Below are 25225 nucleotides of genomic sequence, written 5' to 3' on the forward strand. Positions count from 1 at the left end.
GTGCTTCATTATCGGGGGGCCTGGATCGGAGGCGGTCGGCCGTCCAGGGTGGCGGTCAGGCGTTGCAGCACCTCTGGCCAGACCCGTCGCCAGCAGCAGTCGTGATCGAAGTCTGGGTAGTGGTAGAGCCGCGCGCCAGGCTCGTGGCTAAGTCCCCGCCGGGTCGACTCGGGCGCTACCGTGCGATCCTGCCCCGCTACCAGGTGCCACTGGGTTAGCCCCTCGGGTAGGGGTGGTCGCCGTGCCGGGTCGAGCGAATCGTTCAGCGGCAAGTAGCCATGCTGGTCCGTCCAATGGGCCACATCCAGGTTTGCCGCAATGGTGACCAGGGCCGCCACGTCGTCGCGGCGCTCGGCGAGCAACCGGGCCAATACCCCGCCGCCGCTGTAGCCGATCAGTACCAGGGAGGCGAAGCCCAAGCGCCTCCGAAGCCCATCCAATGCCTCGTCCATGACCGCCACCACCGCCTCGCTATAGCGGCCGCTGGTCCAGAGAGCGGTCTGGCAGGCGTCTGCGGGAGTAAGACGCCCGTAACAGGGACGGTTGAGCAGCACTCGCGCGCCAGGGTCAACGGCCAACAGTTGCAGGCTTACCGGCTGCCGTGGTGTGGGGTCCGCGGCCGGACGCCGTCCCCGAATCCAGGGTGTGCCGTCCCCTGTGATATACACGTGCAGCCGCCCCGTGCCGCCTGGTTGTTCGGCCCCGCCGTAGTGACCAACCAGCGTGAAAGCGCCCGCGTTTACGCGGATGGGCTTGAGGCCAAGGGCCGTCGCGCGGGCATATTGCTGTGCCGAGGGAGCGGTGTGGCAGGCGACCAGCACGATCAGCGAGGCAAGGAGTATCACGGTCAGTGCGCTACGCGGGGCACCTCCGCGACCTGCGGATCGCAGCGCGAGCAGCGGACGCGCATTCGTGCCGATTTGCTTAACAGACGGCATTCAGCGGGTTGCCGCAACGCGCCGGGAGCACCATCAAAGTGGGCCTCTGATCCGCACTACAAAACGGGGGAATAGCCGGATCTTCCCGTGTACAACGCCCTCATCAGCCCTGGGCGCCGGTCGGCACTAGGTAGAAATCGCCGCCTGCATGACCGGCCGCCCGGATGGGCCGCATTTCGGGCGTCTGTGGCAGGCTTAGCCCCTCAGAACGACGGCGTACAGTGGCAGCCACATGCGCGAATAGCATGTTCTCCCGCAGGATCCCATTGTTGCGCTGTAATACCTCGATGAGCGAGCGCGCAAAAAGGGAATGCTGTCGATCCACCGAATCCAATACGGGCCTCACGCCGCCTGAGGAGATCACGACGCGCGCGCGTTGCTTGAGCCCGGCTCGTATTGCCTGTTCGGAGAGCTCGCGGGCCGAGCTGGGCAAGAGTAAAGCGCTGGCCTGGGACGCGAGAGCCCCCGCATAGCAAGAATCCGCCAATACCAGAATGGAGCGGGCATCGATACGATCGAGATGGTCGCTGATGACCGAGTTGTTGATCCAGTGCACGAGTCGGTCTTTGCGGGCGTTAACCGGCAGCCAATAACCGCGCTGTCGGTCGCCACGCGCGCTGAGGCTGCCGTGGCCGGCGTAATAGATAAGCAGGTTGTCCTGGGGCCCGATTTGGTCGTGCAGATCGTTGAGCGCATTGAGGATACGCATTTCGTTGGCGTTGGGCAGGAAGACCGTGCTGAAGCCGTACTTGTTCTCCAGCAGGTTGCGCACCTTCTCCGCATCGCTGATCGGGGAGTCCAGATCTTCGAGGTGGCGGTAGTCCTGATTGCCGATGATCAGTGCGTAGTAGCGGCCAAATTCGATGCCTTCGGCGGTTGCCGGGGTCTGCTGGGGCAAGCTCAGGGTTTCCGAGACCGACTGATCCGAGGGCTCAGCGGCCGTGGAGCGGCGTTTCGGCAGGCTCGCCAGCCGTTCCTCTAAGGCCTTGCGCTCCTGGCGAACCTCCGCGAACAGCTCTTCAAGCGTGCTGATGCGATCGCGTGCCTCGCTGAGTCGGCGCTCTAGCGCTTGTTCCTCACCCGATTCGGCAGGATCGGCGATGACAATATCACCGATTTCGACGTCCCCCTCCGGGGCCTCACTCGCCTGGGATGGGGGCTCCGTGTCGCTTGCCTCCAGTTGTTCGCGCAAGGCGTTGCGCTCGGAGCGGAGCTGCTGGATCTGAGTCTGAAGCGCCTCCACGCGTGCTCGTGCCTTGTCAATCTGCTCGGTAAGCTGCGTGCGTAGCTCGTCGATCTTATCAGTGTACTCAGACTGATAGACCAGCTCGTCATCCTCGGCTCCCGAAGCCTTCCGATACCAATTCAGGGCTGTGGCGAGGTCCTTCTCCACGCCTAGCCCCTTCTCATACAGAAAGCCCAGATTGATCTGTGCCCTCGCAAGACCCTGATCTGCCGCGCGCTGATACCACTTGGCCGCTGAGACGTAGTCGGGCTCCTGGCCCAGCCCCTTCTCGAAGATCTCGCCCACATAGTTCTGGGCTTCGGCATCACCTTCTTCCGCACGGCCTAGCCAGACGTTGAGAGCCGTGCGGTAGTCTGCGCGGTCATAGGCGACATACTCACCACCACGTATGCTGCAATCCTTCGCAGTTGTACGGATTGGGCGTCGCGGCGTCAGGTACGTACGGCCACCAAGTTTTCGGATTTGTCCGGGAAGCATGCAGTCGACAATGTGGAGCTCCTCGGCACTCTCATATCCCTCTAGTGCCGCACTGTCCCGGGCCGAATCGATATCCTTGACGCCAGGCGCACATCCTGATGCGAAGATAACCCATGCCAAAGTCGCCGCCAGCCATAGAGTTTTTAACAGATCTTGTCGCGGTGGCAGACACAGGCGCACCTTGCAGCCGAGCCCCAACATCGGGGAGGTTCTGCCGCCGCGCTGGAATGTGGCACGTTGGCAACGTTTCATGGTTGCCCCGAACTCCAGACCTACAATCACCTCTACAACTACAGTATTTACGATGATCGAGGATCTAGCCAGGTGTGCACTTGGACGCGAGATCGCCGGATACCGCCTACACGCTGCAGGGGGGGGTTGGTTACCGAGACTTCGGTTGGGACTTGCTCGGTGTCTGCTGGCATCAGAGCACTTTAATAAGACTTCATTGGTTTCCGCCCGCCGCGGCAGTGACTACGCTTGCTGGATAGACCAACGGGAGGAGGGCAGACCATGAGCGTTACAGACGAGCTGCTAAAGGCCAACGAAGACTATGCCTCGGGCTTCGACGAGGGTGGGCTGCCCATGCCGCCGTCGCGGAATGTGGCCATCGTCGCCTGCATGGACGCGCGGCTGGACGTCTACCGCCTACTCGGTCTGGGCCTCGGCGAGGCCCACGTGATCCGCAACGCCGGCGGCGTCGTCAGCGACGACGTGATCCGCTCGCTGGTCATCTCCCAGCGCCTGCTCGGCACACGGGAGATCGTCCTTATACACCACACCGACTGCGGCATGCTCACCTTCCGCGACGATGAGGTGAAGGCGCAGATCGAGGCAGACACCGGCATCCGGCCGCCCTTTTCCCTGGATGCCTTCGGCGAGCCGGAGGCGGACGTGCGCCAGTCCCTCAAGCGGATCGCGGCGAGCCCCTTCATCCCCCACCGGGATGCGGTGCGCGGCTTCGTCTACGACGTCAACAGCGGCCGCCTCAACGAGGTGCAGTAGGGCTCAGGCTGCTTTACCGCTGCCGTAGGGCCGCCAAGAGCTCGTCGACGCCGCGAGTGTTGAGGACGTCGCCGGCGGTCAACCAGCCCCGCCGCGCCTGGCCGATGCCGAGGCGCAGGTGGGCGAGCTGGTCGGTGCCATGGGCGTCGGTGGCGATGACCAGCCTCGCCCCCTGCTCCCGGGCCTCCTTGATCAGTACGTCCGGCAGGTCCAGGCGGCTTGGCTGGGCGTTGATCTCCAGGGCGCAGCCGGAGTCGGCGGCGGCGCGCAGGATCCGCGTCATGTCGAGCTCCATGGGCGGGCGTTCGCCGATGAGCCGGCCGGTGGGGTGGGCCAGGATCTGGCAGTAGGGGCTGTCCATGGCCCGCAGCACACGCTCCGTTTGCTTGCGCCGGGGCAGGCCCAGGCCGTAGTGGACGGCACAGACGACCACGTCCATGCGGGCCAGGACCTTGTCGGGCAGGTCCAGGCTGCCGTCCTCCAGGATGTCCACTTCCCCGGATTTCAGCACCCGGATCCCCTCCAGGCGCTCGTCGAGGGCCTCCAGGGCGTCCAGGTGCTCGGAGAAGGCGCCCGCGGTGAGCCCGTTGGCGACCCGCACCCGCCGGCTGTGATCGCTGATGGCGAGGTAGTCGTAGCCCCGCTCCCGCGCCGCCTTGGCCATGGCCTCCGCACTGTCCCGCCCGTCGGTGGCGTCGGTGTGGCAGTGGAGGTCGCCGCGGATGTCCCCCAGGCGGATGAGCTCCGGGAGTTTCCCCTCCGCCGCGGCCTCCAGCTCGCCGCGGTTCTCGCGTAGCTCCGGCTCGATATAGGGGAGATCCACCTGGGCGTAGACCGAGGCCTCGGTGTCGCCGGCGATCTGCGTGTCGGCGTCGAAGACCCCGTACTCGTTGACCTTCAGCCCCCGCTTCTGGCCGAGCACGCGGACCGCGATGTTATGGGCCTTGCTGCCGGTGAAGTAGTGCAACGCGGCCCCGTAGCTCGCCTCCGGCACGACCCGCAGGTCCACCTGCAACCCGCCGTTCAGGATCACCGTCGCCCGGGTCTCGCCGGAGGAGACCACCTCTGCGACCTCGTCGTGACCGGTGAGCCGTTCCATGACGTCGTTGTCCCGCCCCGCGGTGACCAGGATATCCAGATCGCCGACGGTCTCTTTGCGACGCCGGTAGCTGCCGGCGATGATGGCCTCTTTCACCCCCTTCGAACCGGCCAGGTATTCCAGCAGCGGCTCGGCGACACGTTCGGCGTCCAGGAGCCGGGTGCGTTTCTCGCTGTCGCGGCGGGCCTCGATGGCGTGGAGGATGTTGGCCTCGCTCTTCTCGCCGAAGCCCTCGAGCTCGCGGACGCGGCCGGCCCGGGCGGCGTGTTCCAGGTCCTCGAGGCTGCCGATGCCCAGCGCCTGGTAGAGGGCGCGGACGCGCTTGGGGCCGAGACCGGGGAGGTGGGCCACGTCGGCAAGGTGCTCGGGGAAGCGCCCCTCCAGCCTCTCCAGGGCCTGGAGCTTCCCGGTCTCAACGATTTCCCGGATCTTGGCGGCGAGATCGTCGCCGATGCCGTGCAAGTCGGTGAGGTCCTCGCCCTTCTGCACCATCTTCGCGGCCTCAGTGCCGAGCCCCTTCACCGTCTGGGCGGCATTACGGTAGGCGCGCACCCGGAAGGGGTTGGCGCCCTCGATCTCCAGCAGCTCGGCGTAGCGCTCGAAGAGCTCGGCGATCTCGGCGTTGTGGACAGCCATGGGCGATTCCCTGTGCGGTGCGCCGTGCGCTTGTATGGCATGCTCGCCGAGATGGCGGGTCACGGCAACAGGAGGGAGGATGCGGCATGTGTTCAGGGCCGCGCTGGCGCTGGCCGGCCTGTGGCTCGGCGGCGGGGCGTTGGCGGCCACCGGGGTCGGGCATCCGTTGACCGATCGTATCCGCGATGTGGCGGCGGGCGCCTGGCTGGAGGAGGCCACGCTCACGGAGCGGTTGGCCGCGGCGGATGTCGTGCTGCTGGGCGAGGAACACGACAATCCGCGTCATCATGCGCTTCAGGCCCGGGTGATCGACGCCCTGGCTGAGCGCGGCCAGCGCCCGGCGGTGGTGCTGGAGATGCTGCGCGCCGATCAGCAGGATGCGGTGGACCGGGCCCGCCGGCAGCATCCCGACGACGTGGACGCTGTCGCGAACGCAGTGGACTGGGCGGACTCCGGCTGGCCGGCCTGGGCCGAGTACCGCCCCGTCTTCGCCGCCGCCTACCGCCATGGGCTTCCGCTGGTCGCCGGGAATCTCTCACGCGGCCAACTCCAAGCCCTCCGCGAGGGGGGCGTCGAGGCGTTGTCCGCCGATGCAAGGCAGCGGCTGGGGCTGAACCGGGCGCGCGGCGCCGGGGAGACCGAAACCATGGCCCGCGCCATCCGCGAGGGCCACTGCGACCTGCTCCCCGAGTCCATGCTCCCGCGCATGCGTGCCATCCAGCGCGCCCGCGACGGGAGCTTGGCCCGGACGGCCCTGGAGGCCGCAGACCATGGGATGAGCGTGGTCATCACCGGCAAGGGCCACGCCCGGAGCGATTTCGCCGTTCCACGGGTTCTCGCCGCCATGGCGCCGGGGCGCGGTGTGGTCACCCTTGCCTTCGAGCCGGTCGCGTCAAACGCGCAGGCGGTGACGGACTATGCGGCGCGCTATTCCGCGGGCTTCCCCTTCGACTACGTCTGGTTTACGACAGCGGTGGAGCGGGAGGATCCCTGCGCCGAGCTGCGCGAGCGATTCGGCGAGAGCCACGACTGAGCCGCACGCAACCAAAACGCACCTCGTCTACACTTACGGGTGTAGCGCCCGGAAATCCCATGCCTACGGCGCTACGGGAGGCCCTTATGAATCGGTTCCGCCGCTTCACCACAGGCCTGTCCGCCTGGATACTACTGGTCGTCATCCCCCTGCTGCTCACCGCCTGCCAGAACGCGGGCAATGGTGGTGGCGGTATGGGCGGGTATTAGGAGGTGTCGTCATGCTGCACCGGATTCTGATCGCCCTGACCCTGATGCTATTCGCCGGCGGCGCGTTGGCCTATTCCTGCCCCGGCCATATGAACGCCATCGATCAGGCGCTGAGCTCTGGCGAGCACGCCGAGCTCAGTGAGGCGGATATGGAGAAGGTCCGCGAGCTGCGGGCCGCCGGCGAGCGCCAGCACGAGGCCGGCGAGCACGGCAAGTCCGTGGAGTCTCTGAAGGAGGCCCGGGCGCTGCTGGGTATCGCGGAGTAGGTGCGGGGCCGCCCCCGGCCAGGACGCGCCTGGCGGGGGCGGTACTCGTGCGAGCCGATGGCGGCTCAGGCGGCGAGGCCGCTGTGGCGCAACAGCGGCTCGACGCTCGGCTCGCGGCCGCGGAAGGCCCGGAACAGCTCCATGAGATCGACGCTGCCACCGGGCTCGAGGATGTGCCGGCGGAACGCCGCCCCGGTCTCCGGGTTGAAGATGCCCTCTTCCTGGAAGCGCGCGAAGGCGTCGGCGGCGAGCACCTCGGCCCACTTGTAGCTGTAGTAGCCCGCCGCGTAGCCGCCGGCGAAGATGTGGCCGAAGCCGTTGGGGAAGCGGTTGAACGCCGGCGGCCGGACCACCGCCACCTGCTCGCGCACCTCGTCGAGCAGCTCGTGGATGCGCGCCCCGCGGGCCGGGTCGTATTCGGCGTGCAGGCGCAGGTCGAACAGCGAGAACTCCAACTGGCGGACCATTCGCATCGCCGACTGGAAGTTCCGCGCCGCATGCATGGCCTGGAACAGCGACTCCGGCAGCGGTTCGCCGGTCTCCTGGTGGCGGGCGAAGCCATCCAGGGCCTCGCGCTCCCAGGCCCAGTTCTCTAGGAACTGGCTGGGCAGCTCCACCGCGTCCCAGGGCACGCCGGCGATGCCGGCCACGCTCGGCACGTCCACCGCGGTGAGCATGTGGTGCAGGCCGTGGCCGAACTCATGGAACAGGGTCTCCACCTCGTCATGGGTGAGCAGCGCCTCGGAGCCGCCCACCGGCGGGGTGAAGTTGCAGGTGAGATAGGCCACCGGCACCTGGGCCTCCTCGCCGAGACGCGTGCGCGAGCGGCAGATATCCATCCAGGCCCCGCCCCGCTTGTTCTCCCGGGCGTAGAGATCGGTGTAGAACTGGCCCACCAAGGCGCCGTCGCGGTCGCGGATCTCGTGGAAGCCCACGTCGGAGTGCCAGGTCTCCACCCCGCCGGCGGCGGTGATGGTGACGCCGAAGAGCTGTTCGGCGACCTGGAACAGCCCCCGCGTCACCTGCGAGGCCGGGAAGTAGGGGCGCAGGTCTTCCGGTGAGAGCCCGTAGCGGGCCTGGCGGAGCTGCTCGCCGTAGTAGCCCACGTCCCAGGCCTCCAGCGTCTCCAGGCCGTCGCGCTCCCGGGCGAAGGCGCTGAGCTCGGCGAACTCTTCGCGGGCCCGGGGGACGCTGCGCGCCGCCAGGTCCTCCAGGAAGCCCATCACCGTGGCCACGTCCGGGGCCATGCGCGGCACCAAAGCGAGCTCGGCGTAGTTGTCGAAGCCGAGCAGACGGGCCTGCTCGTGGCGCAGGGCGAGGATCTCGTCCATGACCCCCCGGTTGTCGTACTCGCCGGCGTTGGGGCCGACCTCCGAGGCGCGGGTGGTGAAGGCCTCGTAGACCCGCCGGCGGAGCTCGCGGTCCTCGGCATGGGTGAGCACGGCCTGCACCGAGGGCATGTCCAGGGTCAGCCGCCAGCCGGCCTCGCCCGCCTGCTCCGCTGACTGGCGCGCCACGGCGCGGGCGGTCTCCGGCAGCCCGGCCAGCTCCGCCTCGTCGGTGAGGGTCAGGTGCCAGGCCTTGGTGGCGTCCAGCAGGTTCTCCTGGAAGCGCGAGGCAAGCTGCGACAGCCGCGAGGCGATCTCGGCGAAGCGCTGCTTGGCCTCGGGTGCCAGATCCACGCCGGCTAGGCGGAAGTCCCGCAGGGCATGCTCGACGGCGGCGCGCCGTGGCGCGTCGAGCGCCGCGAAATCGGGGCGCTCCGCGATCTCGCGATAGGCGCGGTAGAGGGCCTCGTTCTGCCCGAGCTCGGTCTGGTAGGCGGAGAGCTTGGGCAGGCACGCGTTGTAGGCGGCGCGCAGGTCCTCATCGTTCATCACGTTGTTGAGATGGGAGACCGGCGAGAAGGCGCGCATCAGCCGCTCGTTCATGGCCTCCACCGGCGCGACCAGGTTGTCCCAGGTGTAGGGGCCACCGCCGTCGAGCAGGGCCTCCAGGCGCTGTCGGTTCTCCGCGAGGATGGTGTCGATGGCCGGCTCCACGTGCTCCGGGCGGATGGCGCCGAAGGCCGGCAGCTGGTCGGTCGCGAGCAGGGGGTTGTCCATTGCCGTTATCGGTCTCCGATTGAGTGAACGATTTGCGTTACGCTTGGCCCCTATCATTGGGGCAGGGAAACGCCCCGGCAAGCGCCCTATCCACCATGTGCGCAGGCGGGTTGATCGTGCCATGATCCGCGACGAGTGTTTTGAACAGGTTGCGGCGTAACAGGGAAGCCCGATGAGTAACCATTTCGATCTGATCTGTATCGGTGGCGGCAGCGGCGGCGTGGCCACGGCCCGGCGGGCGGCCGCCTACGGCGCCAACTGCGCGGTGGTCGAGCGCGAGCGCCTCGGCGGGACCTGCGTCAACGTCGGCTGCGTGCCGAAGAAGGTGATGTGGAACGCCGCCCACACGGCGGGCGCACTGGAGCATGCCGCGGACTACGGCTTCGACGTGGACGTCCGCGGCCTGGACTGGGCGACGCTGGTGGAGCGACGCGAGGCCTATATCCGCCGGTTGAACGGGATCTACGAGCGCAACCTGGACAACGCCGACGTCACCCTCCTGCGAGGCAGCGCGCGCTTCGTCGACGCCCATGCCATCGAGGTGGGCGGCGAGCGCTACAGCGCGGAGCGCTTTGTCATCGCCGTCGGCGGCGCACCGACCTGGCCCGACATCCCCGGCGCCGAGCTCGGCATCGACTCCGATGGCTTCTTCGAGCTCACGGAGTGCCCCGACGAGGTGGCCGTGGTGGGCGCCGGCTACATCGCCGTGGAGCTCGCCGGCGTGCTCCATCAGCTGGGGGCGCGGGTGCGACTGGTGGTGCGGCGGGAGGCGCCGCTGCGCACCTTCGACCCCATCATCCGCGAGGCCTTCCTGGAGGCCGCGGCCGCCGACGGCATCGAGCTGGTCAACCGCTTCGTGCCCGAGCGCGTCACCCGGGAGAACGACGGCCTGGTGTTGCATGCCGAGGACGGACGCCAGATCGACGGACTGGACCAGGTGCTCTGGGCCATCGGCCGGGCGCCGGCCACTGCGGAGCTGGGGCTGGAGGCGGCCGGTGTGGAGACCGCCGCTGACGGCAGCATCCCGGTGGACGATTACCAGGTCACCAGCCGGCACCACATCCATGCCCTCGGCGACGTCACCGGCAACCCCTTCCCGCTGACGCCAGCCGCCATCGCCGCGGGCCGGCGCCTGGCCGATCGCCTCTGGGGCGGCAAGGCCGGGCGCTACCTCCCCTACGAGAACATCCCCACGGTGGTGTTCACCCATCCGCCCATCGGCACCGTGGGGCTCACCGAGGACGAGGCCCGGGCCCGCCACGGCGATGATGCGGTGACGGTCTACGCCACCCGCTTCATCCCCATGGAGTACGCGCTGGCCGAACAGCACGCCAAGCGCCGGAGTGCCATGAAGCTCGTCTGCGTCGGCCCCGAGGAACGGGTGGTGGGCATCCATCTCTTCGGCATGGGCTCCGACGAGATGCTGCAGGGCTTCGCGGTGGCGGTGCGCATGGGCGCTACCAAGGCGGACCTGGACGATACGGTGGCGATCCACCCCACCAGCGCCGAGGAAGTGGTCACGATGACGTGACCCGATCGCTAGGCGGCGGGGTGCCGATACCGACAGCGAAGCGTCTGCGGCCAGGGATGGCCGCAGTCGAGCCTACAGGGATGTATTCACGGCGTCTTCGCTGGCGGTATCGGCACCCCGCCGCCGGGAATGGGCCCCCACGGTAGGACGGATGTGCGGAGAGATAAGGCAATGATTCGAGCATTCGAGGGGCATGAGCCCCAAGTGGCGGCAAGCGCCTGGATCGACGAAACAGCGGTGGTGATCGGCGACGTCACCCTCGGCAACGACGTCTCCATCTGGCCCACCGCCGTCCTCCGCGGGGACGTCCACCGCATCGTCATCGGAGATCGCAGCAACGTCCAGGACGGTACCGTCGTCCACGTCGCCCACGACGGGCCCTACAGCCCCGGCGGCTTCCCCACCGTGGTGGGCGAGGATGTCACTATCGGCCACCGCGCCGTGGTCCACGCCTGTACCGTGGGTAGCCGCGTATTGGTGGGCATGGGCGCGGTGATCATGGACGGTGCGGTGGTGGAGGACGACTGCATCATCGGCGCCTGCACCCTGGTGCCGCCGGGCCGGCGCCTGGAGGGCGGCTACCTCTACGTGGGCAGCCCGGCGAAGGCGGCGCGCGCGCTCACCGACGAGGAGCGCGAGCAGCTGGTCTACTCCGCCCACCACTACGTGCGTGTCAAGCGCCGCCACGAGGCGGGGGAGTAATGCCACGCCAGGCGCTGACCATCAACGGCACCACCGTCCGCCCCGGCGAGCGCCGCACCATCGACATCCCGGCGGCGCTGCTCTATACCCACGCCCCGGTGACGCTACCGGTGCAGGTCATCCACGGCCGGCGCAGCGGGCCGGTGCTGCTGGTCAATGCCGCCATCCACGGCGACGAGATCAACGGGGTGGAGATCATCCGCCGGGTCCTGCAGCTACCGGTGCTCAAGCGCCTGCGCGGTACGCTGATGGCGGTGCCCATCGTCAACGTCTTCGGCTTCACCGACCGTTCCCGCTACCTGCCGGACCGGCGCGATCTCAACCGCGCCTTCCCCGGCAGCCAGCGTGGCTCCCTGGCCGGGCGGCTGGCGAACCTCTTCCGCACCGAGGTGCTCGCCCACGCCACCCACGTCATCGACCTGCACACCGCCGCCATCCACCGGGAGAACCTGCCGCAGATCCGCGCCAACCTGGACGACGACGACTGCGCCGCCATGGCGCGGGCCTTCGGCACGCCGGTGATCGTCAACACCCCGCTCATCGAGGGCAGCCTGCGCAAGACCTGCAGCGACGAGAACCGGCCGGTGGTGACCTACGAGGCCGGCGAGGCCCTGCGCTTCGACGAGGCCTCCATCAAGGCCGGTGTCCAGGGCGTGCTGCAGGTGATGTGGCACTTAGGGATGGTGGCCCAGAGCCGGGTGCGCCGACGGCGGGGCAACAGCTACGCCGCCAATACCAGCAGCTGGACCCGCGCCGAGCAGGACGGCATGTTCCGCGCCATCGTCCCCCTCGGCGAGCACGTGGAGGAGGGTCAGGCCCTGGGCTACATCGCCGACCCCTTCGGGGAGAAGGAGATCCCGGTGGAGGCCGGCACCAGCGGCATCGTCATCGGCCGCAACAACCTCCCGCTGGTCCATGAGGGCGAGGCGCTGTTCCACATCGCTCGCTTCGACGCCAGCCGCCGCGTCGCCCGCTACGTCCAGGCCTTCAACCGCGAGCTCGAGGAGGACCAGGACTGGCAGGGCCCCGAGCCGGAGCCGCCCATCGTATGAGCCGCGGGGCGCCGATCCCGTGAACCCGTCCCGACCCTAGCGCGACATGTTCTGTCGCGCCACGGCGCCATAATGCATGCGTGGCAACAGGGAGGGGGGATCCATGGCGCATCTCGGCACTTTCACGGTCGATCACCTGGTCTATGGCGTCTACGCCGCGCCCTGCGGGCCAGTGGCGCTGTGGCTGGAGGGCGGCTATTCCACCCGCAAGGGCAGCCTGTTCCAGCGCATGTACCACCCCACCGATCCCTTCGGCACTGACTATGCCACCACCGACGACGTGGATCTGGCCGATAATGCCTGGGCCGTGCTCAATGCCGCCCGGCCGCTGGTGCTGAACTGGATCCACGGGAGCCGGCCGGCGTGGTTCTTCATCGCCACGGACTCGCCGCGCAAGCAGCGCATCTTCCGTCGCATGGCCCGCCGGGCGTTGGATGAGCTTCCGGATTACGAGCTCCAGGAGCTGCAGGGCCGGTTGTATTTCTTCCGCCAGGCGCGCCGCCGGCTGGAGCAACGGGCGGCGTGAGTGCCGCCACGATTGTGCCCCGGCGCCTGCGCCCCCTAGCATCAGGATTGGAAGGACAGGAGGTCTCCCCATGTGGCCGATCACCGAATTCCTCGCACGACGGCTCGGCAACCCCCGCCGGCGTGAGCTCATCCACGCCCTGGTGGACCGGCTGGACGCGCGTAACCGGAGCAAGGCGTTCCGGCGGATCACCCGCCTGGTGGACGAGGGCGAATGCCCGCCGGATCTGGCGCAGCGGCTGCTCGGCATCTTCCCGGAGGACCGCGCCGCCCTGAACGAGGCCATCGAGCGGACCCGCGCCCGGCGCCGGCAGCAGATGGCGGCCGAACGCGAGGCACAGGAGCGGGCGCGCTTCCGGCCGCATCTGTTCATCCGCACGGAGCGCGCGCGGCCGACCCAGATCACCCTATTCGCCCTCCTTGGCGGCGTCGACCGCCAGCTCAAGCGCCCGCTGCCGGGGGACATCGCCGACCGTGACCCCGCCGAGCAGCAGCGGCTCGTCCACGAGGCGGTAGCGGCACACATCGCCGAATGCGGCCCGGAACGGGAGGTCCGGTTCATGGGACGCACCACCGGCTATCTCTACCGCCCGCGATCCGGTGAGCGCTACGAGGTGGCGTTGGACGGCACCATCACTGAAGGGGACCGGGGCGCCTTCCATGAGCCGCGGGCCGCCGTGGCGCTGCGGTGATGATCCGCAACGGCATCCGCGCGGCGTTTGGTCCCCTCCCCAAGAGAATCACAGAAGGAGCCCGCATGTCCGGCATCGATCTCATCGGCGACATCCACGGCCATGCCGACGCCCTCGAGGCGTTGCTCAAGGAGCTCGGCTACCGCGAGCGCCAGGGCGTCTACCGGCACCCCGCAGGGCGCCGCGTCATCTTCGTCGGCGACTTTATCGACCGCGGCCCGCACCAGGAGCGGGTGCTGCGCCTGGCGCGGGGGATGTGCGACGCCGGCCACGCCCGGGCGGTGATGGGCAACCACGAGTACAACGCCGTATGCTTCATGACCCCGGATCCGGAGCGCCCCGGCGCGCATCTGCGTCCGCACAGCGACAAGAACCTCAAGCAACACCGCGAGTTTCTCGGGCAGATGGATTCCTGGTTGAAGCAGTGGTCCCAGGCCCACCGGGACTGGGTGCAATGGTTTCGGACCCTGCCCCTGTGGCTGGAGGAGGAGGGCCTGCGGGCCATCCACGCCTGCTGGCACCCCGGCCACCAGCGTACCCTCGCGCCCTACCTGGACGAGGGGAACCGCCTCACCGGGGAGGGCTTCGTCGCCACCTCCCGAAAGGACACTCCGGAATACGAGGCCCTGGAGACGCTGCTCAAAGGCCTGGAGGTCCGGCTGCCGGAGGGGCACTGCTTCGAGGATAAGGATGACCACGAGCGTCGCGAGGTCCGGGTGCGCTGGTGGGAGGATCGGCCGCTGACCTACCGCGAGGGCGCCATCCTGGAAGACGAGATCCGCAAGCGCCTACCCGATCTCCCCCTGCCCGAGGCGGCCCGCCTCGGTTACCCGGGTGACAAACCGGTGTTCGTGGGCCACTACTGGATGCAGGGGGATCCTGCGCCCATGGCGCCCCAGGTGGCCTGCCTGGACTACAGCATCGCCAAGGAGGGCAAGCTCTGCGCCTACCGCTGGGACGGCGAGCCTGAGCTCTCGGGCGACAACTTCGTCTGGGTCGCCGAGTGAGCCGGCGCCCCGGTGACGCCTTGCGCCAAGGTACTTTCATGCCGTGTGCTTCGGTAGGTGGCGTAGCAACATTGCGTTGTGCGGGCTGGCGCGGTGTAGGATGCTATTTGGCCCGCACTGAAGTGAGAAGGTGGGTATGGCTACTGCAAAGGAGCGGATGGCGCACATCATAGAGGCGCAGCCCGAGGACAGCTCCTACGAGGAGATCCTACGGGAGTTGGCATTTGCCCGGATGGTCGATCGTGGCATGGAGGATTCCGATGCTGGCCGCACTATTGGTAATCAGGAGATGCGGGAGCGTATCCGCACGTGGCGGAGTTGAACTGGACGGCCGAAGCGCAATGGTGGCTTGAAGATATTTACCGTTACGTCGCGCGGGATAATCCCGCCGCAGCGGCTGATCTGGTCGAAGGGATTTATCAAAGGGCGCAGGTTCTGGCCGACTTCCCGCAGATTGGTTACCGATACGAAGCGCTCCCAACGCGGGAGATCCGGGTTCTCCTCTACGGTCACTATCGTATCGCTTACCTAATCAAGGCAGACGATAGTGTCGACATCCTTGGTATATTCCACGGCGCTATGGAGATCGAGCGCTATATCATATAGCGGAAGTTGCCCAATGGCCTTCCTGAAGATCGGCGAAAAGGACCGCGACGGCCGCCAGAAGCGCATCGAACACACCGGCAAGTACCTGCGCGCGAGCCGCACCGGCGGCGTGTCGCTGCGGGCCCATGCGCGGGCCGCCGGCGTGAACGTCACCGGCAACACCAGCCACGGGGTCCGCGTCTCCACCCGGCTGGCCAAGAACACCCAGGTCGCCTTCCAGAACGGCCGGTTCATCCTCCGCGGGCGCTACGGCTCGGACGCCGCCAAGCTCAATGTCTCCAAGTCCGGCGTCTCTGTCTCCACCAAGACCCCGGTGGGCGCCTTCAACTGGGTCCGTCCCGGGCGCTCGTCGTTCAAGCTGGCCGGCGTCCAGTTGCGCGGCCACAAGGCGGCCTACCTCCAGGCGGTCTATCTCGTCTTCGCCATGGCGTTCGCCGTGGTCGGCCTGGTGCTGCAGATCCTGGGCGCCGCGGCCGGTTTGGTGCTGCAGGGCGTGCAGGCCATCGTCGCCCGTGGGGCCCAGGCCCGCCAGGCGAGGGAGCGGCCGGGCCTCACCGCCGCCGACGTGGCGGAGGAGGGGCAGCGGATCCTCAGCGGCCAGGGTGTGGAACTGGAGCGGGAGCCCCATCGCGACCTCTTCGCTGCCCTGGTGTTCACCGTGGCCTGCCTGGGCCGGGGCTGGCGCGAGCTCGATCCCGCCTCCGTCGGTATGGGTCAGCCGGAAACCGCCGCCGGCCATGCCCTGGCGGATGACGTGCGCACCGCCGGCGGCCAGCTGCGGAAATGGCTCGCTGCGGCGACCGAGGCGGAGGATCCGACAGCGATACTGGGCGTGCTACAGCAGCTCGCCGCGGCCTTCGCTCCCAAGGTGGATGGCCCCACCCGCGCCGAGGCCCTGCTCTCCCTGGATGACGCCTGCCTCGCTGCCGGCCCCCGGACCCTGCTCCAGGACGGCATGATCGACATCCTCGCCGAGACCCTGGGCGTCGAGGTGGCCCTGGAGGGCGAGTCGTGAGCGGGGGCGAGCCGACCGGTTTCGATGGCGTCGTGGCCCTCCACGAGCAGCTGATCCGAACGCCGGATACGGAGGCCACCGGCGAGGCCCTGCACCCCGGCCGACTGGCGCCGCCCCAACACTGGACGCCCTCCCTCGAGCCGCTCGCGCCCTACCAGGCGGTGGATCCGGCAGGGCTGGGCCTTGCCGGCCACGGGGACTTCCATGACATCCCGGACCGAGACCTGGACCTGGCGGTGCTGCACGTGGCGGGTGCCGAGGGGCCCGTTCATTTCCGGGTCCTCGCGGATCGTCTGCTCACCGCCGCCGAGGTCGGCCGCCTCGGTTCCCGCATCCGCGCCCGCATCGAGGCGCGTCTCGAGGCCCTGGAGGGCGCCGGTGCCCTGGAGCGCCGTGGTGACTTCGCCGGCCGCGGGGCGCAGTTCCTGACACCCCGGTTCCGCGACTGGCGCGCCGCACCGGAGAAGACCCGGGACCTCGACTACGTGCACGACAGTGAGCTGATGCTCTGCCTCTTCCGCGCCGTGTTGGAGGCCGAGGGCATCGACGCGGAAACGGCGATGAACAACGGGCTCCACCGCATCGGCTTCATCCGCCTGACCCAGAACGCCCGCGAACGACTCCAGGCGCCGCTGCGGGCACTCCTCGACGAGGCGATGCTCCAACAGGACAACGGCCGGCTGACCCTCGGGGCCGATGCGTTCCGGCGGTGGTGAGGCGGCCATGCACCGCCACGTGCAGCCACTGCAGAGGGGTCCATTTCATGGGCCCGATGAGCGCCTGATACGTGGCTTCCTAGCGTCTCCCCATTTTTCGGTCATGTCGCTGCCCGCCGACCAAGAGAGCTCGTCGATGGTGCCTTCCGTGCCGGTTCGGTTGTGCCATGGCTGGCGCGGATCGCTGCCGGGAGGCAGTACCGGTCATCGAGACACCGCGGAAGCCAGGCTAAACCGCTGCCGGAAACTAACCCACGCATCACCCGAGCAACCAGTTCTTGACGTGCAGTGACGGGACGCGTTCGAATTCGCGCGTATTGGCAGTCACGAGTGTCAGGTCCGCGGCCAGCGCGTGCGCCGCGATCAACAGATCGTTCGGACCGATCGGGACGCCCTCGCGCGCTAGGCAATGGCGGATTTCTCCGTAGTGACGGTCGGCGGGCGGTTCCAGCGGCAGGATTTCGATGGCGGATAACAACAGGTCGATCCGTTCGGCAAGCTTTCGTGATCCCGACTTCTCGGCCCCGTAGCGCAGCTCGGCGGCGACGACGATGCTGGTGCCGATCGAATCCTCGCCGACCTCGGCGATGCGAGCAGCCACCCGACCGCCTGGCCGCCGCACGAGATTCGAGATCACATTGGTGTCGAGCAGATAGCGAAGCGACACGCCTTAGAGCTCGACTTCGTCGAGGGAGGCGAGGTCCTCGTCGATGTCGGGGAATGGCTCTTCCAGCGGCTCCAGAGAGGCGAGCAGCGCCAACAGGTGGCCCTTGCGCACCGGCTCGATAATCAGGCGGTCGCCCTCTTTGCGTATGATGGCCTCGTCCCCTGCAAGCTCGAGTTCGCGCGGGATACGCAAGGCTTGGTTGCGGCCATTGCGGAATAGCCGGACGTGGCGCTCGGTTTCAGTCATGCTCGATCCTCATGATGCATATGCTTAAACATATGCTCGCGACCACGGCTCGTCAACACGCCGTCGAGATCAGGGATTACCCTCGCTGAGGCAAGACCATGAGCGACAAGCTCGGCCCGATTCATCCGGGTGCGATCCTCCGGAGCGACTCGGCCGGCGTCCACAGCGGCTTGGAAGCCGCCTCGCGAAAAAATGGGAGACGCTAGCTTCTATGAACCACTAGAGAAGGAACGGATAGCCATTTCAGGCGGTGACATCCAGGTTCCCACACCGGCAGAGATGATTCGCATCAAGGCCAGGTTGTGCCTGATCCGTAACGCGCCCCCGTGACTACATAGGTCGCTTTGCCGAACCGACTAAAGTCTCCTATCGTGATCGCCGGTGCGATAGCCGATTCAGCGGCTCCAGATGGGGGCAGGTCGAGCCGGGCCATGACGGACTATTACAATGCCAACGCGGCCGCATACTTCGAGGCGACCGTCGACGTGGAGATGGGTCCCCTGCGGGCTCGCTTTCTGGCCCACATCCGCGAGGGCGGACGAATCCTCGATGCGGGATGCGGTTCCGGCCGGGATAGCCGCGCCTTCCTGAAGGCGGGCTACCGCGTTACCGCCTTCGATGCCGCGGAACCAATGGCCGAGCTGGCCAGCGAACACATCGGCCAACCGGTCGAGATCATGCGCTTCCAGGACGTTGCTTGGGCGGAGCGCTTCGATGGCATCTGGGCTTGCGCCAGCCTGCTGCATGTACCGCGGCCTGAGCTGCCGGACGTATTTCAGCGCCTGACGCGAGCCCTGAAACCTGGCGGCGTCCTCTACACCTCCTTCAAGTACGGCAACGAGGACCGCAAGGAAGGGCGCCGGCACTTCACCGACCTGGACGAGGCGGGCCTTGCGGCCCTGCTAGAGCAGGTACCCGGTCTGCAGGGCCTGGAGCAGTGGATCAGCGGCGACCGCCGTGCCGGCCGCGCCCATGAGCGCTGGCTCAACGCCCTGCTGCGGAAGGGCTGATCGTGGTCGGCTATCTCACCACCGGCGGCCTGGACGACCCGTTCCTGCCCAAGCTGGAGCAGGAGATCCACCAGGCCACCGAGATCAACATCGCCGTGGCGTTCATTAAGCACAGCGGGTTGGAGCTGATCTTCGAGGCCCTGGTGGACGCGGTCACGCACCGCGGGGCGCGCCTGCGCGTGCTCACCAGCGATTACCTGGACGTGACCGACCCCCGGGCCCTGCGCAGCCTGATGCTGCTCAAGGAGCGTGGCGCGGACGTGCGCGTCTTCGAGGCTGGGCAGTACAGCTTCCACCTCAAGGCCTACATCTTCCTGCGCACGGAGGACGGCGCCGTGGTCCACGGCAGCGCCTTCGTCGGCTCCAGCAACATCAGCCGCAAGGCCCTTACCGACGGCCTGGAATGGAACTACCGGGTAGCCCGCAGTGACGAGACCGACCGGCAGGCCGTCGAGCGCTTCCGGGAAGTCCGCGAGCAGTTCGAGCAGCTCTTCGCCACGCACCGCGCCGTACCGCTGGAATACGACTGGATCGAGGCCTACGAACGCCGCCGCCAGCCCCCGGCCCAGGCGGTGGCCCCCGGTAGCGATGACCGGGAACCGCTTCCTGCCGTCCCCAACGAAGTCCAGCAGGAAGCCCTGGCCGCCCTGCCCGAGACCCGCGAGACGGGCTACCGGCGCGGTCTGGTGGTCATGGCCACCGGCCTGGGCAAGACTTTCCTCGCCGCCTTCGACGCCAAGCAGATACGCGCGACGCGGGTCCTGTTCGTCGCCCACCGCGAGGAGATCCTTCTGCAGGCGGAAGAGACCTTCCAGCGCGTGCTGCCCCACAAGCGGGTCGGCTACTACAGCGGGAAGCAGAAAGACGGTGACGTGGAGCTGCTTTTCGCCTCAATCCAGACCCTCGGACGGGACGAGCACCTGGAGCAATTTGCGGCAGACCACTTCGATTACATCGTTGTCGACGAATTCCACCACGCCTCGGCGCCGACCTATCGCCGCTTGCTCCAGCACTTTAACCCGCCTTTCTTGCTGGGACTGACGGCCACGCCGGACCGCACCGACCAGTCGGACATCCTCTCCTTCTGCGATGACAACCTGGTGTTCCACTATGACCTATTCGGCGCCATCGACGGCGATTGGTTGTGTCCATTCACCTACTACGGCATCTACGACGAAGCGGTGGACTACCAGGAAATCCCCTGGCGCAGCGGTCGCTTCGACCCGGAGGTGCTATCCAACAAGCTGGCCACCCTGGGCCGGGCCCGGCATGCCCTGCGGGAATGGCGGGAGAAGCGTCAGCAACGCACCCTGGCCTTCTGCTGCTCGCGCAAGCACGCCGACTTCATGGCTGAACAGTTCCGGCGCGAAGGCGTGCGCGCGGCATCCGTCCACGGTGCCTCCACGCTGAACCGCTCCGAGGCGCTGGAGCAGCTGCGCGCCGGCGACCTGGACGTGATCTTCTCCGTGGACCTGTTCAACGAGGGCACGGACCTGCCCGGCATCGATACCGTGATGATGCTACGGCCCACCGACTCCAAGGTGCTGTTCCTCCAGCAGCTCGGCCGCGGCTTGCGGCAACACGAAGGCAAGGAGCGCCTAGTGGTGCTGGACTTCATCGGCAACCATAAGGGCTTCCTCAACAAGCCCCAGGCCCTGCTCGGCGCCGGCGCCACCCAGCGGGAGCTGGCCGAGCTGGGCCGACGGCTGGAGCGCGGCGAGGTCGAACTTCCCGCCGGCTGCTTCGTGAACTACGACCTGCGGATCATCGAGTTCCTCAAGCAGCTCGACACCCGGGGTTTCGAGAACGAATACGAGGCCCTCAAGGCCTCCCTGGGCCGGCGCCCCACCGCCGCGGAGATGTACCGCGCTGGCGTCAGCATGAGCCGCCTGCGCCAGCAGCATGGCCCTTGGTGGCAGTTCGTCGCCTCTCAGGGCGACCTGGAGCCGCCCGAGCAGGCCTGCCTGCAACAGCACAACGGCTTCCTGCAGGAGGTCGAGACCACCGCCATGACCAAGAGCTTCAAGATGGTGCTGCTGGAAGCCCTGCTGGAGCTGGACGGCCTGACCCGGCCGCCGACGGTGGAAGCGCTGGCGGCGCGGAGCCTGGAGGTCTTCCGCCGCCGACGCCCGCTGAACCCGGACATCCACGAAAACCTGCGGGACACAGACAACGTCGACCCCGCCAGCTGGCTCAAATACTGGCGCGACAACCCCGTCAACGCTTGGGTCGGCGGCAACAGGGGCGAAAACGCCCAGGCCTGGTTTCACGTCCGTGACGGCCGATTCGAGCCACAGTTCCACGTCGACGACACCCAGCTGGAAACCCTTACGGCCATGATCCAGGAGCTGGTGGACTATCGCCTCGCCGCCTACCAGACCCGCCTGCAACAGACCGAGGCACCCAAGGCCGACGTGCTACCGTTCCCGGACCGGAACGAGCGCACCGAACTGCCATACTTCCCCAACATCCGCATTGCCTGCGGCCACTTCAAATCCGGCCGCGCGGACGCCGAGGAATACCGCGCCCTGGGACCGGAGTACGGCCGCCTGGACGCCGGCCGGCACTTCATCGCCCGGGCCTCGGGCAACTCCATGAATGGCGGCAAGCAGCCCATCCGTGATGGCGACTACCTGCTGCTGGAGCGGGTCACGCCGGGCAGCGCCGGCTCCATCACCGGCGGCACGATGGCCATCGAACGCGTCGACGAAAGCGGCGACGCCGAGTACCTGCTACGCATCGTCACCAAGACCGTCGACGACCGCTACATCCTCAAGGCCACCAACCCGGATTACGCGGACCTGGAGGCCGACGAGGGCATGCGCACCTTCGCCCGGCTGAAGGCCAAAATCGACCCCTTGGACATGGCAGTCGGCGAGAGCTTCATGCGGGAAGACATCCCGGCCCTATTCGGCCACGAGTTCAATCCGGGCAACTGGAACTCAGGGCATATCGTGCTGCAGAACCCCCATGCGCACATCCTTCTGGTGACCCTGAACAAACAGGGCAAAGACGCCAACCACCGCTACCACGACTACTTCATCGACGAGCACACCTTCCACTGGCAAAGCCAGAACAACACGACCCCGCAGAGCAAGAGGGGACGGGAGATCATCGAACACGAGCAGCGTGGCATTCCAGTCCACCTGTTCGTGCGCGATGCCAGGCTGTCCGGCGGCAAGGCAGCGCCGTTTACTTACTACGGTCGCATGCGGTACCTGCGGCACCAGGGGAGTGGGCCGATGTCGGTGGCTTGGGAGATGGTGGGTTAGGCACGCCCTGCCAACATCCGCTTCAGCACCGGCGGTGTCAGCATGCAGGTGAGCAGGCTCACCACGGCCATGGCGCCGTAGAGGCCGTCGGTCAGGGCCCAGGGGCCAAGTTGGTGGGCCTGGTGGACGATGACCATGGCGATCTCGGCGCGGGGCACCATGCTCACGGCGATGAGCTGGGCGGAGGCGCGGTCGGTGGTCAGCCGGGCGGGCAGGTAGGTGCCGATGAGCTTGCCGGCCACGGCGGCCACCGCCAGCACCAGCCCGGCCCCCACGGCGGTGAGCAGCAGCTCCGGCGCGAAGCGCAGGCCGATGCCAATGAAGAAGTACGGCGTGAGGAAATTGTACAGCGCCTGGTAGCTGCGTTCGGTCTGCACCCGCTCGGGGTAGGCGCTGAACACCAGGCCGGCGAACAGTGCGCCGATCGCCAGGGAGAACCCCAGCACCCCGGCCACCGCGGCGATGGCCGCGCCCAGGCCCACCACGGTGAGCAGCCGCTCCGGGGGGCGCTCCCAGCGGTGCAGGGCGCGGTACAGGGCCGGTTCGGCAAAGCGGGCGAAGACCCAGCAGAACACTGTGAAACCGGCGAAGCGCACCGCAAGGTCCGTGGCGGAGCTGCCCAGCGAGCCCCAGAAGGCGCCGTTGCCGGCCTGCAGCACTGGCAGGATGGCGAACAGCAGCGCCATGAAGACCACGCCGGAGATGTCGTCGAGCTCGGCGACGTCCACGGTGAGGTTGCCGGCCTCGTCGTCCAGGGCATCCTCCTCCTCCCAGATGGGCATGGCGACACCGATGCTGGTGGCGGTGAGGGCCACCGCGATCACCAGCGACGGGATGAGCTCGATACCCAGCACCCAGCTGGCCACCGCGTAGCCGAGCAGCCCGGAGACGGCGACATTGCCGACCCAGATCAGGCTGGCGCCGGGCAGCTTGGCGAGGAGCTTGCGCGGATCGAGGCCCAGGCCGACCCGGAACAGCAGGGCCACCAGGCCCAGGTTGGCGAGTAGCTCCAGGCCATCGTGGGCGGCGGGGGAGAGGAACGGGCTGGCGCTGTCGATGGCGCTGATACCGACGCCAAGCAGCAGGAAGCCCACCAGCGACGGCAGGCCCAGGCGCGTGCACAAGGAACGCAGCACCATGGCCGCCGCCGTGGTGACGCCGATGAGCAGTACCAGCAGGGCGTCGATGTTGGCCGCCTCGGCCGCCTCGCTCATGCCGGCCGCAGCGCCCGGATCACCGGGGCGGTCTCGGGGCGCTTGCCCCGCCAGAGGAAGAACGACTCCGCGGCCTGCTCCACGAGCATGCCCAGGCCGTCGACGGCGAGCGCCGCGCCGTGGTCCCGGCCCCAACGGACGAATGCGGTGGGCTCGTCGGCGTAGACCATGTCGTAGCAGGCGGCGCCTTCGGCGAGCAGGTCGTCCGGCAGGGGCGGCAGCTCGCCATGGAGGCCCGCGGAGGTCGCGTTGATGACCACCTCGAAGCCTCCGGTGAGGGCGTCGTAGCCGCCCCCGGTGACGGTACCCGCGTCGGCGAACGCGGCGGCCAGCTGCTCGGCCTTGTCGGCGGTGCGGTTGGCGATGTGCAGCGCCGCCGGGCCCTCCTCCAGCAGGGAGGGCAGGGCGCCGCGGGCCGCCCCGCCGGCGCCGACGATGAGCACCCGGGCGCCGGCGAGGGGAACGCCGTGGTTGTCGCGCAGGTCGCGGACCAGGCCGATGCCGTCGGTGTTGTCGCCGTAGAGCCCGGCGTCGCTGATGATCAGGGTGTTCACCGCCCGGGCGCGCTCGGCGCGCTCGGAGAGGCTGTCGGCTAGGGCCCAGGCGTCGCCCTTGAAGGGGACGGTGACGTTGAGCCCCATGCCGCCGGCGGCCTCGAATTCCGCCACCGCCTCGGCGAAGCCGTCCTCGGCGACGAGGATCTTCTCGTAGACCATGTGCTCGCCGCTCTGCTCGGCGAACATCCCGTGGATCCGCGGCGACTTCGAGTGGGCGACGGGGTTGCCCATTACCGCATAGCGGTCCGGGGCCGCCTCGGCCGCGCTCATTTGTGCTGCCCCTTCAACCACTCCGCCACGTCCCGGGCGAAGTAGGTGAGGATGCCGTCGGCGCCGGCGCGCTTGAAGCCGGTGAGCGCCTCCAGGGCGCAGGCCCGGCCGTCCAGCCAGCCGTTGGCCTCGGCGGCGCGGAGCATGGCGTACTCACCGCTGACCTGGTAGGCGAAGGTGGGCACGCCGAGCTGGTGCTTCACCCGGTGGATGACGTCCAGGTAGGGCATGCCGGGTTTGACCATGACCATGTCCGCGCCCTCGTCCATGTCCTGGGCGATCTCGCGCAGGGCCTCATCGGAGTTGGCCGGGTCCATCTGGTAGGTCTTCTTGTCCGCGCGGCCGAGGTTGCCCGCCGAGCCCACGGCGTCGCGGAAGGGGCCGTAGAAGCTGGAGGCGTACTTGGCGGAATAGGCCATGATGCGGGTCAGCGTGTGGCCGTCCGCCTCCAGGGCCTCGCGGATGGCGCCGATGCGCCCGTCCATCATGTCCGACGGGGCTACCACGTCGGCGCCGGCCTCGGCGTGGGAGCGGGCCTGGCGGACCAGGGCGGTGACGGTCTCGTCGTTCATCACGTAGCCGCTGTCGTCGAGCAGCCCGTCCTGGCCGTGGCTGGTGAACGGGTCCAGGGCCACGTCGGTGATCACGCCGAGCTGTGGCACCGCGTCCTTGACCGCCCGCACCGCCCGTTGGGCGAGGCCGTCGGGGTTCCAGGCCTCGGCGGCGTCCAGGCTCTTGCGCTCCGGCGGGGTCACCGGGAACAGCGCGATGGCCGGGATCCCCAGGGCTGCCAGGTGCTCCGCCTCGGCGGTGAGCAGGTCCACGCTGCGACGCTCGATGCCGGGCATGGAGGGCACCGGCTCGCGGCGGTTGGTCCCCTCGAGGACGAACACCGGGTAGATGAGGTCGTCCACGGTGAGGGTGTGCTCGCGCATCAGCCGGCGCGAGAAGTCGTCGGCGCGCATGCGCCGCATGCGAGTGGCCGGGTAGCGCCCGGCGGCGATGTGATCCAGGGACAAGGGCCTGCCTCCGCGTTGGCTAGTGCGGGCATTATGCCGCCAACGCCGGGGGTGGCCCAAGCTGCGGGCCGCCCTCGACCTGCGGCTCGCTGCCCGTGGCGGTGACTACG

25 protein-coding genes are annotated in these 25225 nt (G+C 68.1%); 16 read left to right on the forward strand and 9 right to left on the reverse strand.

Annotation, left to right across the window (positions count from 1 at the left end):
• Nucleotides 1–8 precede the first annotated feature (8 nt).
• Together ACQ754_RS05610 and ACQ754_RS05615 are read right to left on the reverse strand one after the other, a co-directional pair.
• Entirely contained in the window at nt 9–845 is an 837-nt protein-coding gene (locus ACQ754_RS05610; protein ID WP_440996024.1) for an alpha/beta hydrolase, read from the reverse strand.
• A 196-nt stretch (nt 846–1041) separates the two neighbouring features.
• A complete protein-coding gene (locus ACQ754_RS05615; protein WP_440996025.1) occupies nt 1042–2913 on the reverse strand; it encodes a caspase family protein in 1872 nt (623 codons plus the stop codon).
• A 261-nt stretch (nt 2914–3174) separates the two neighbouring features.
• On the opposite strand from ACQ754_RS05615, the gene ACQ754_RS05620 reads away from it, so the two are divergent.
• Nucleotides 3175–3666 (forward strand): beta-class carbonic anhydrase, encoded by a 492-nt coding sequence (locus tag ACQ754_RS05620; RefSeq protein WP_440996026.1) that lies wholly within the window; start codon nt 3175–3177, stop codon nt 3664–3666.
• A gap of 13 nt (nt 3667–3679) precedes the next feature.
• On the opposite strand, the gene polX is transcribed toward ACQ754_RS05620, so the two are convergent.
• Nucleotides 3680–5401 carry a DNA polymerase/3'-5' exonuclease PolX gene (gene polX, locus ACQ754_RS05625; RefSeq protein ID WP_440996027.1) on the reverse strand — a complete coding sequence of 574 codons (1722 nt, stop codon included), beginning with the start codon at nt 5399–5401 and terminating at the stop codon, nt 3680–3682.
• A 79-nt stretch (nt 5402–5480) separates the two neighbouring features.
• Here polX and ACQ754_RS05630 point away from each other — a divergent pair, with 79 nt between their 5' ends.
• The 3 genes from ACQ754_RS05630 to ACQ754_RS05640 all read left to right on the forward strand — a co-directional run bounded on the left by ACQ754_RS05630 (nt 5481) and on the right by ACQ754_RS05640 (nt 6909).
• Nucleotides 5481–6434, forward strand: a complete 954-nt coding sequence (locus tag ACQ754_RS05630) for a ChaN family lipoprotein (RefSeq protein WP_440996028.1) — start codon at nt 5481–5483, stop codon at nt 6432–6434.
• An 86-nt stretch (nt 6435–6520) separates the two neighbouring features.
• Nucleotides 6521–6643, forward strand: a complete 123-nt coding sequence (locus tag ACQ754_RS05635; RefSeq protein ID WP_440996029.1) for a hypothetical protein — start codon at nt 6521–6523, stop codon at nt 6641–6643.
• 11 nt (nt 6644–6654) lie between these two features.
• Entirely contained in the window at nt 6655–6909 is a 255-nt protein-coding gene (locus tag ACQ754_RS05640; protein ID WP_440996030.1) for a hypothetical protein, read from the forward strand.
• A 65-nt stretch (nt 6910–6974) separates the two neighbouring features.
• Here the strand turns inward: ACQ754_RS05640 and ACQ754_RS05645 are convergent, their stop codons facing one another.
• Nucleotides 6975–9014 (reverse strand): M3 family metallopeptidase, encoded by a 2040-nt coding sequence (locus ACQ754_RS05645; protein WP_440996031.1) that lies wholly within the window; start codon nt 9012–9014, stop codon nt 6975–6977.
• Nucleotides 9015–9186: 172 nt separating this feature from the next.
• Here ACQ754_RS05645 and gorA point away from each other — a divergent pair, with 172 nt between their 5' ends.
• From gorA to ACQ754_RS05695, 10 genes are all read left to right on the forward strand, one after another.
• Nucleotides 9187–10545 (forward strand): glutathione-disulfide reductase, encoded by a 1359-nt coding sequence (gorA, locus tag ACQ754_RS05650; RefSeq protein WP_440996032.1) that lies wholly within the window; start codon nt 9187–9189, stop codon nt 10543–10545.
• 171 nt (nt 10546–10716) lie between these two features.
• Nucleotides 10717–11247 (forward strand): gamma carbonic anhydrase family protein, encoded by a 531-nt coding sequence (locus ACQ754_RS05655; RefSeq protein WP_440996033.1) that lies wholly within the window; start codon nt 10717–10719, stop codon nt 11245–11247.
• A complete protein-coding gene (locus ACQ754_RS05660; RefSeq protein ID WP_440996034.1) occupies nt 11247–12299 on the forward strand; it encodes a succinylglutamate desuccinylase/aspartoacylase family protein in 1053 nt (350 codons plus the stop codon). Before ACQ754_RS05655 ends, ACQ754_RS05660 begins: the two co-directional genes overlap by 1 nt.
• 103 nt (nt 12300–12402) lie before the next feature.
• Nucleotides 12403–12825, forward strand: coding sequence for a hypothetical protein (locus ACQ754_RS05665; protein WP_440996035.1), 423 nt, complete (start codon nt 12403–12405; stop codon nt 12823–12825).
• A gap of 70 nt (nt 12826–12895) precedes the next feature.
• Nucleotides 12896–13516, forward strand: coding sequence for a hypothetical protein (locus ACQ754_RS05670; protein ID WP_440996036.1), 621 nt, complete (start codon nt 12896–12898; stop codon nt 13514–13516).
• A 65-nt stretch (nt 13517–13581) separates the two neighbouring features.
• Nucleotides 13582–14523, forward strand: coding sequence for a metallophosphoesterase (locus ACQ754_RS05675; RefSeq protein WP_440996037.1), 942 nt, complete (start codon nt 13582–13584; stop codon nt 14521–14523).
• A gap of 136 nt (nt 14524–14659) precedes the next feature.
• Nucleotides 14660–14845: a hypothetical protein gene (locus ACQ754_RS05680; protein ID WP_440996038.1), complete on the forward strand. Its 186-nt coding sequence runs from the start codon at nt 14660–14662 to the stop codon at nt 14843–14845.
• Nucleotides 14833–15129, forward strand: a complete 297-nt coding sequence (locus tag ACQ754_RS05685) for a type II toxin-antitoxin system RelE/ParE family toxin (RefSeq protein WP_440996039.1) — start codon at nt 14833–14835, stop codon at nt 15127–15129. The genes ACQ754_RS05680 and ACQ754_RS05685 overlap by 13 nt, the downstream gene beginning before the upstream one ends.
• A 13-nt stretch (nt 15130–15142) precedes the next feature.
• On the forward strand, nt 15143–16144 hold the full coding sequence (locus ACQ754_RS05690) for a hypothetical protein (RefSeq protein WP_440996040.1): 1002 nt from the start codon (nt 15143–15145) through the stop codon (nt 16142–16144).
• Nucleotides 16141–16860, forward strand: coding sequence for a DUF3320 domain-containing protein (locus ACQ754_RS05695; RefSeq protein ID WP_440996041.1), 720 nt, complete (start codon nt 16141–16143; stop codon nt 16858–16860). The genes ACQ754_RS05690 and ACQ754_RS05695 overlap by 4 nt, the downstream gene beginning before the upstream one ends.
• Before the next feature lie 259 nt (nt 16861–17119).
• Here ACQ754_RS05695 and ACQ754_RS05700 read toward each other — a convergent pair whose 3' ends face one another.
• Nucleotides 17120–17527 (reverse strand): type II toxin-antitoxin system VapC family toxin, encoded by a 408-nt coding sequence (locus ACQ754_RS05700; protein ID WP_440996042.1) that lies wholly within the window; start codon nt 17525–17527, stop codon nt 17120–17122.
• Nucleotides 17528–17530: 3 nt separating this feature from the next.
• Entirely contained in the window at nt 17531–17773 is a 243-nt protein-coding gene (locus ACQ754_RS05705) for an antitoxin (RefSeq protein ID WP_440996043.1), read from the reverse strand.
• Between the two features lie 431 nt (nt 17774–18204).
• On the opposite strand from ACQ754_RS05705, the gene ACQ754_RS05710 reads away from it, so the two are divergent.
• Both ACQ754_RS05710 and ACQ754_RS05715 read left to right on the forward strand, forming a co-directional pair.
• A complete protein-coding gene (locus tag ACQ754_RS05710) occupies nt 18205–18783 on the forward strand; it encodes a class I SAM-dependent methyltransferase (RefSeq protein WP_440996044.1) in 579 nt (192 codons plus the stop codon).
• A gap of 2 nt (nt 18784–18785) precedes the next feature.
• On the forward strand, nt 18786–22055 hold the full coding sequence (locus tag ACQ754_RS05715) for a DUF3427 domain-containing protein (RefSeq protein WP_440996045.1): 3270 nt from the start codon (nt 18786–18788) through the stop codon (nt 22053–22055).
• Here the strand turns inward: ACQ754_RS05715 and ACQ754_RS05720 are convergent.
• Genes ACQ754_RS05720 through hemB form a run of 3 tightly spaced genes read right to left on the reverse strand, consistent with a single transcriptional unit; the run spans nt 22052 to nt 25115 of the window.
• The gene (locus tag ACQ754_RS05720; protein ID WP_440996046.1) at nt 22052–23269 is read right to left on the reverse strand and encodes a cation:proton antiporter; all 1218 of its coding nucleotides are present in this window, start codon (nt 23267–23269) and stop codon (nt 22052–22054) included. The genes ACQ754_RS05715 and ACQ754_RS05720 overlap by 4 nt on opposite strands.
• On the reverse strand, nt 23266–24096 hold the full coding sequence (gene aroE, locus ACQ754_RS05725; RefSeq protein ID WP_440996047.1) for a shikimate dehydrogenase: 831 nt from the start codon (nt 24094–24096) through the stop codon (nt 23266–23268). Before aroE ends, ACQ754_RS05720 begins: the two co-directional genes overlap by 4 nt.
• Complete coding sequence (gene hemB, locus ACQ754_RS05730) at nt 24093–25115, reverse strand: porphobilinogen synthase (RefSeq protein ID WP_440996048.1); 1023 nt, start codon at nt 25113–25115, stop codon at nt 24093–24095. The genes aroE and hemB overlap by 4 nt, the downstream gene beginning before the upstream one ends.
• Between the last annotated feature and the right edge of the window lie 110 nt (nt 25116–25225).

The sequence above is a fragment of the Arhodomonas sp. SL1 genome (assembly GCF_052060015.1).
In the GTDB taxonomy this organism is placed as follows: Bacteria; Pseudomonadota; Gammaproteobacteria; order Nitrococcales; family Nitrococcaceae; genus Arhodomonas.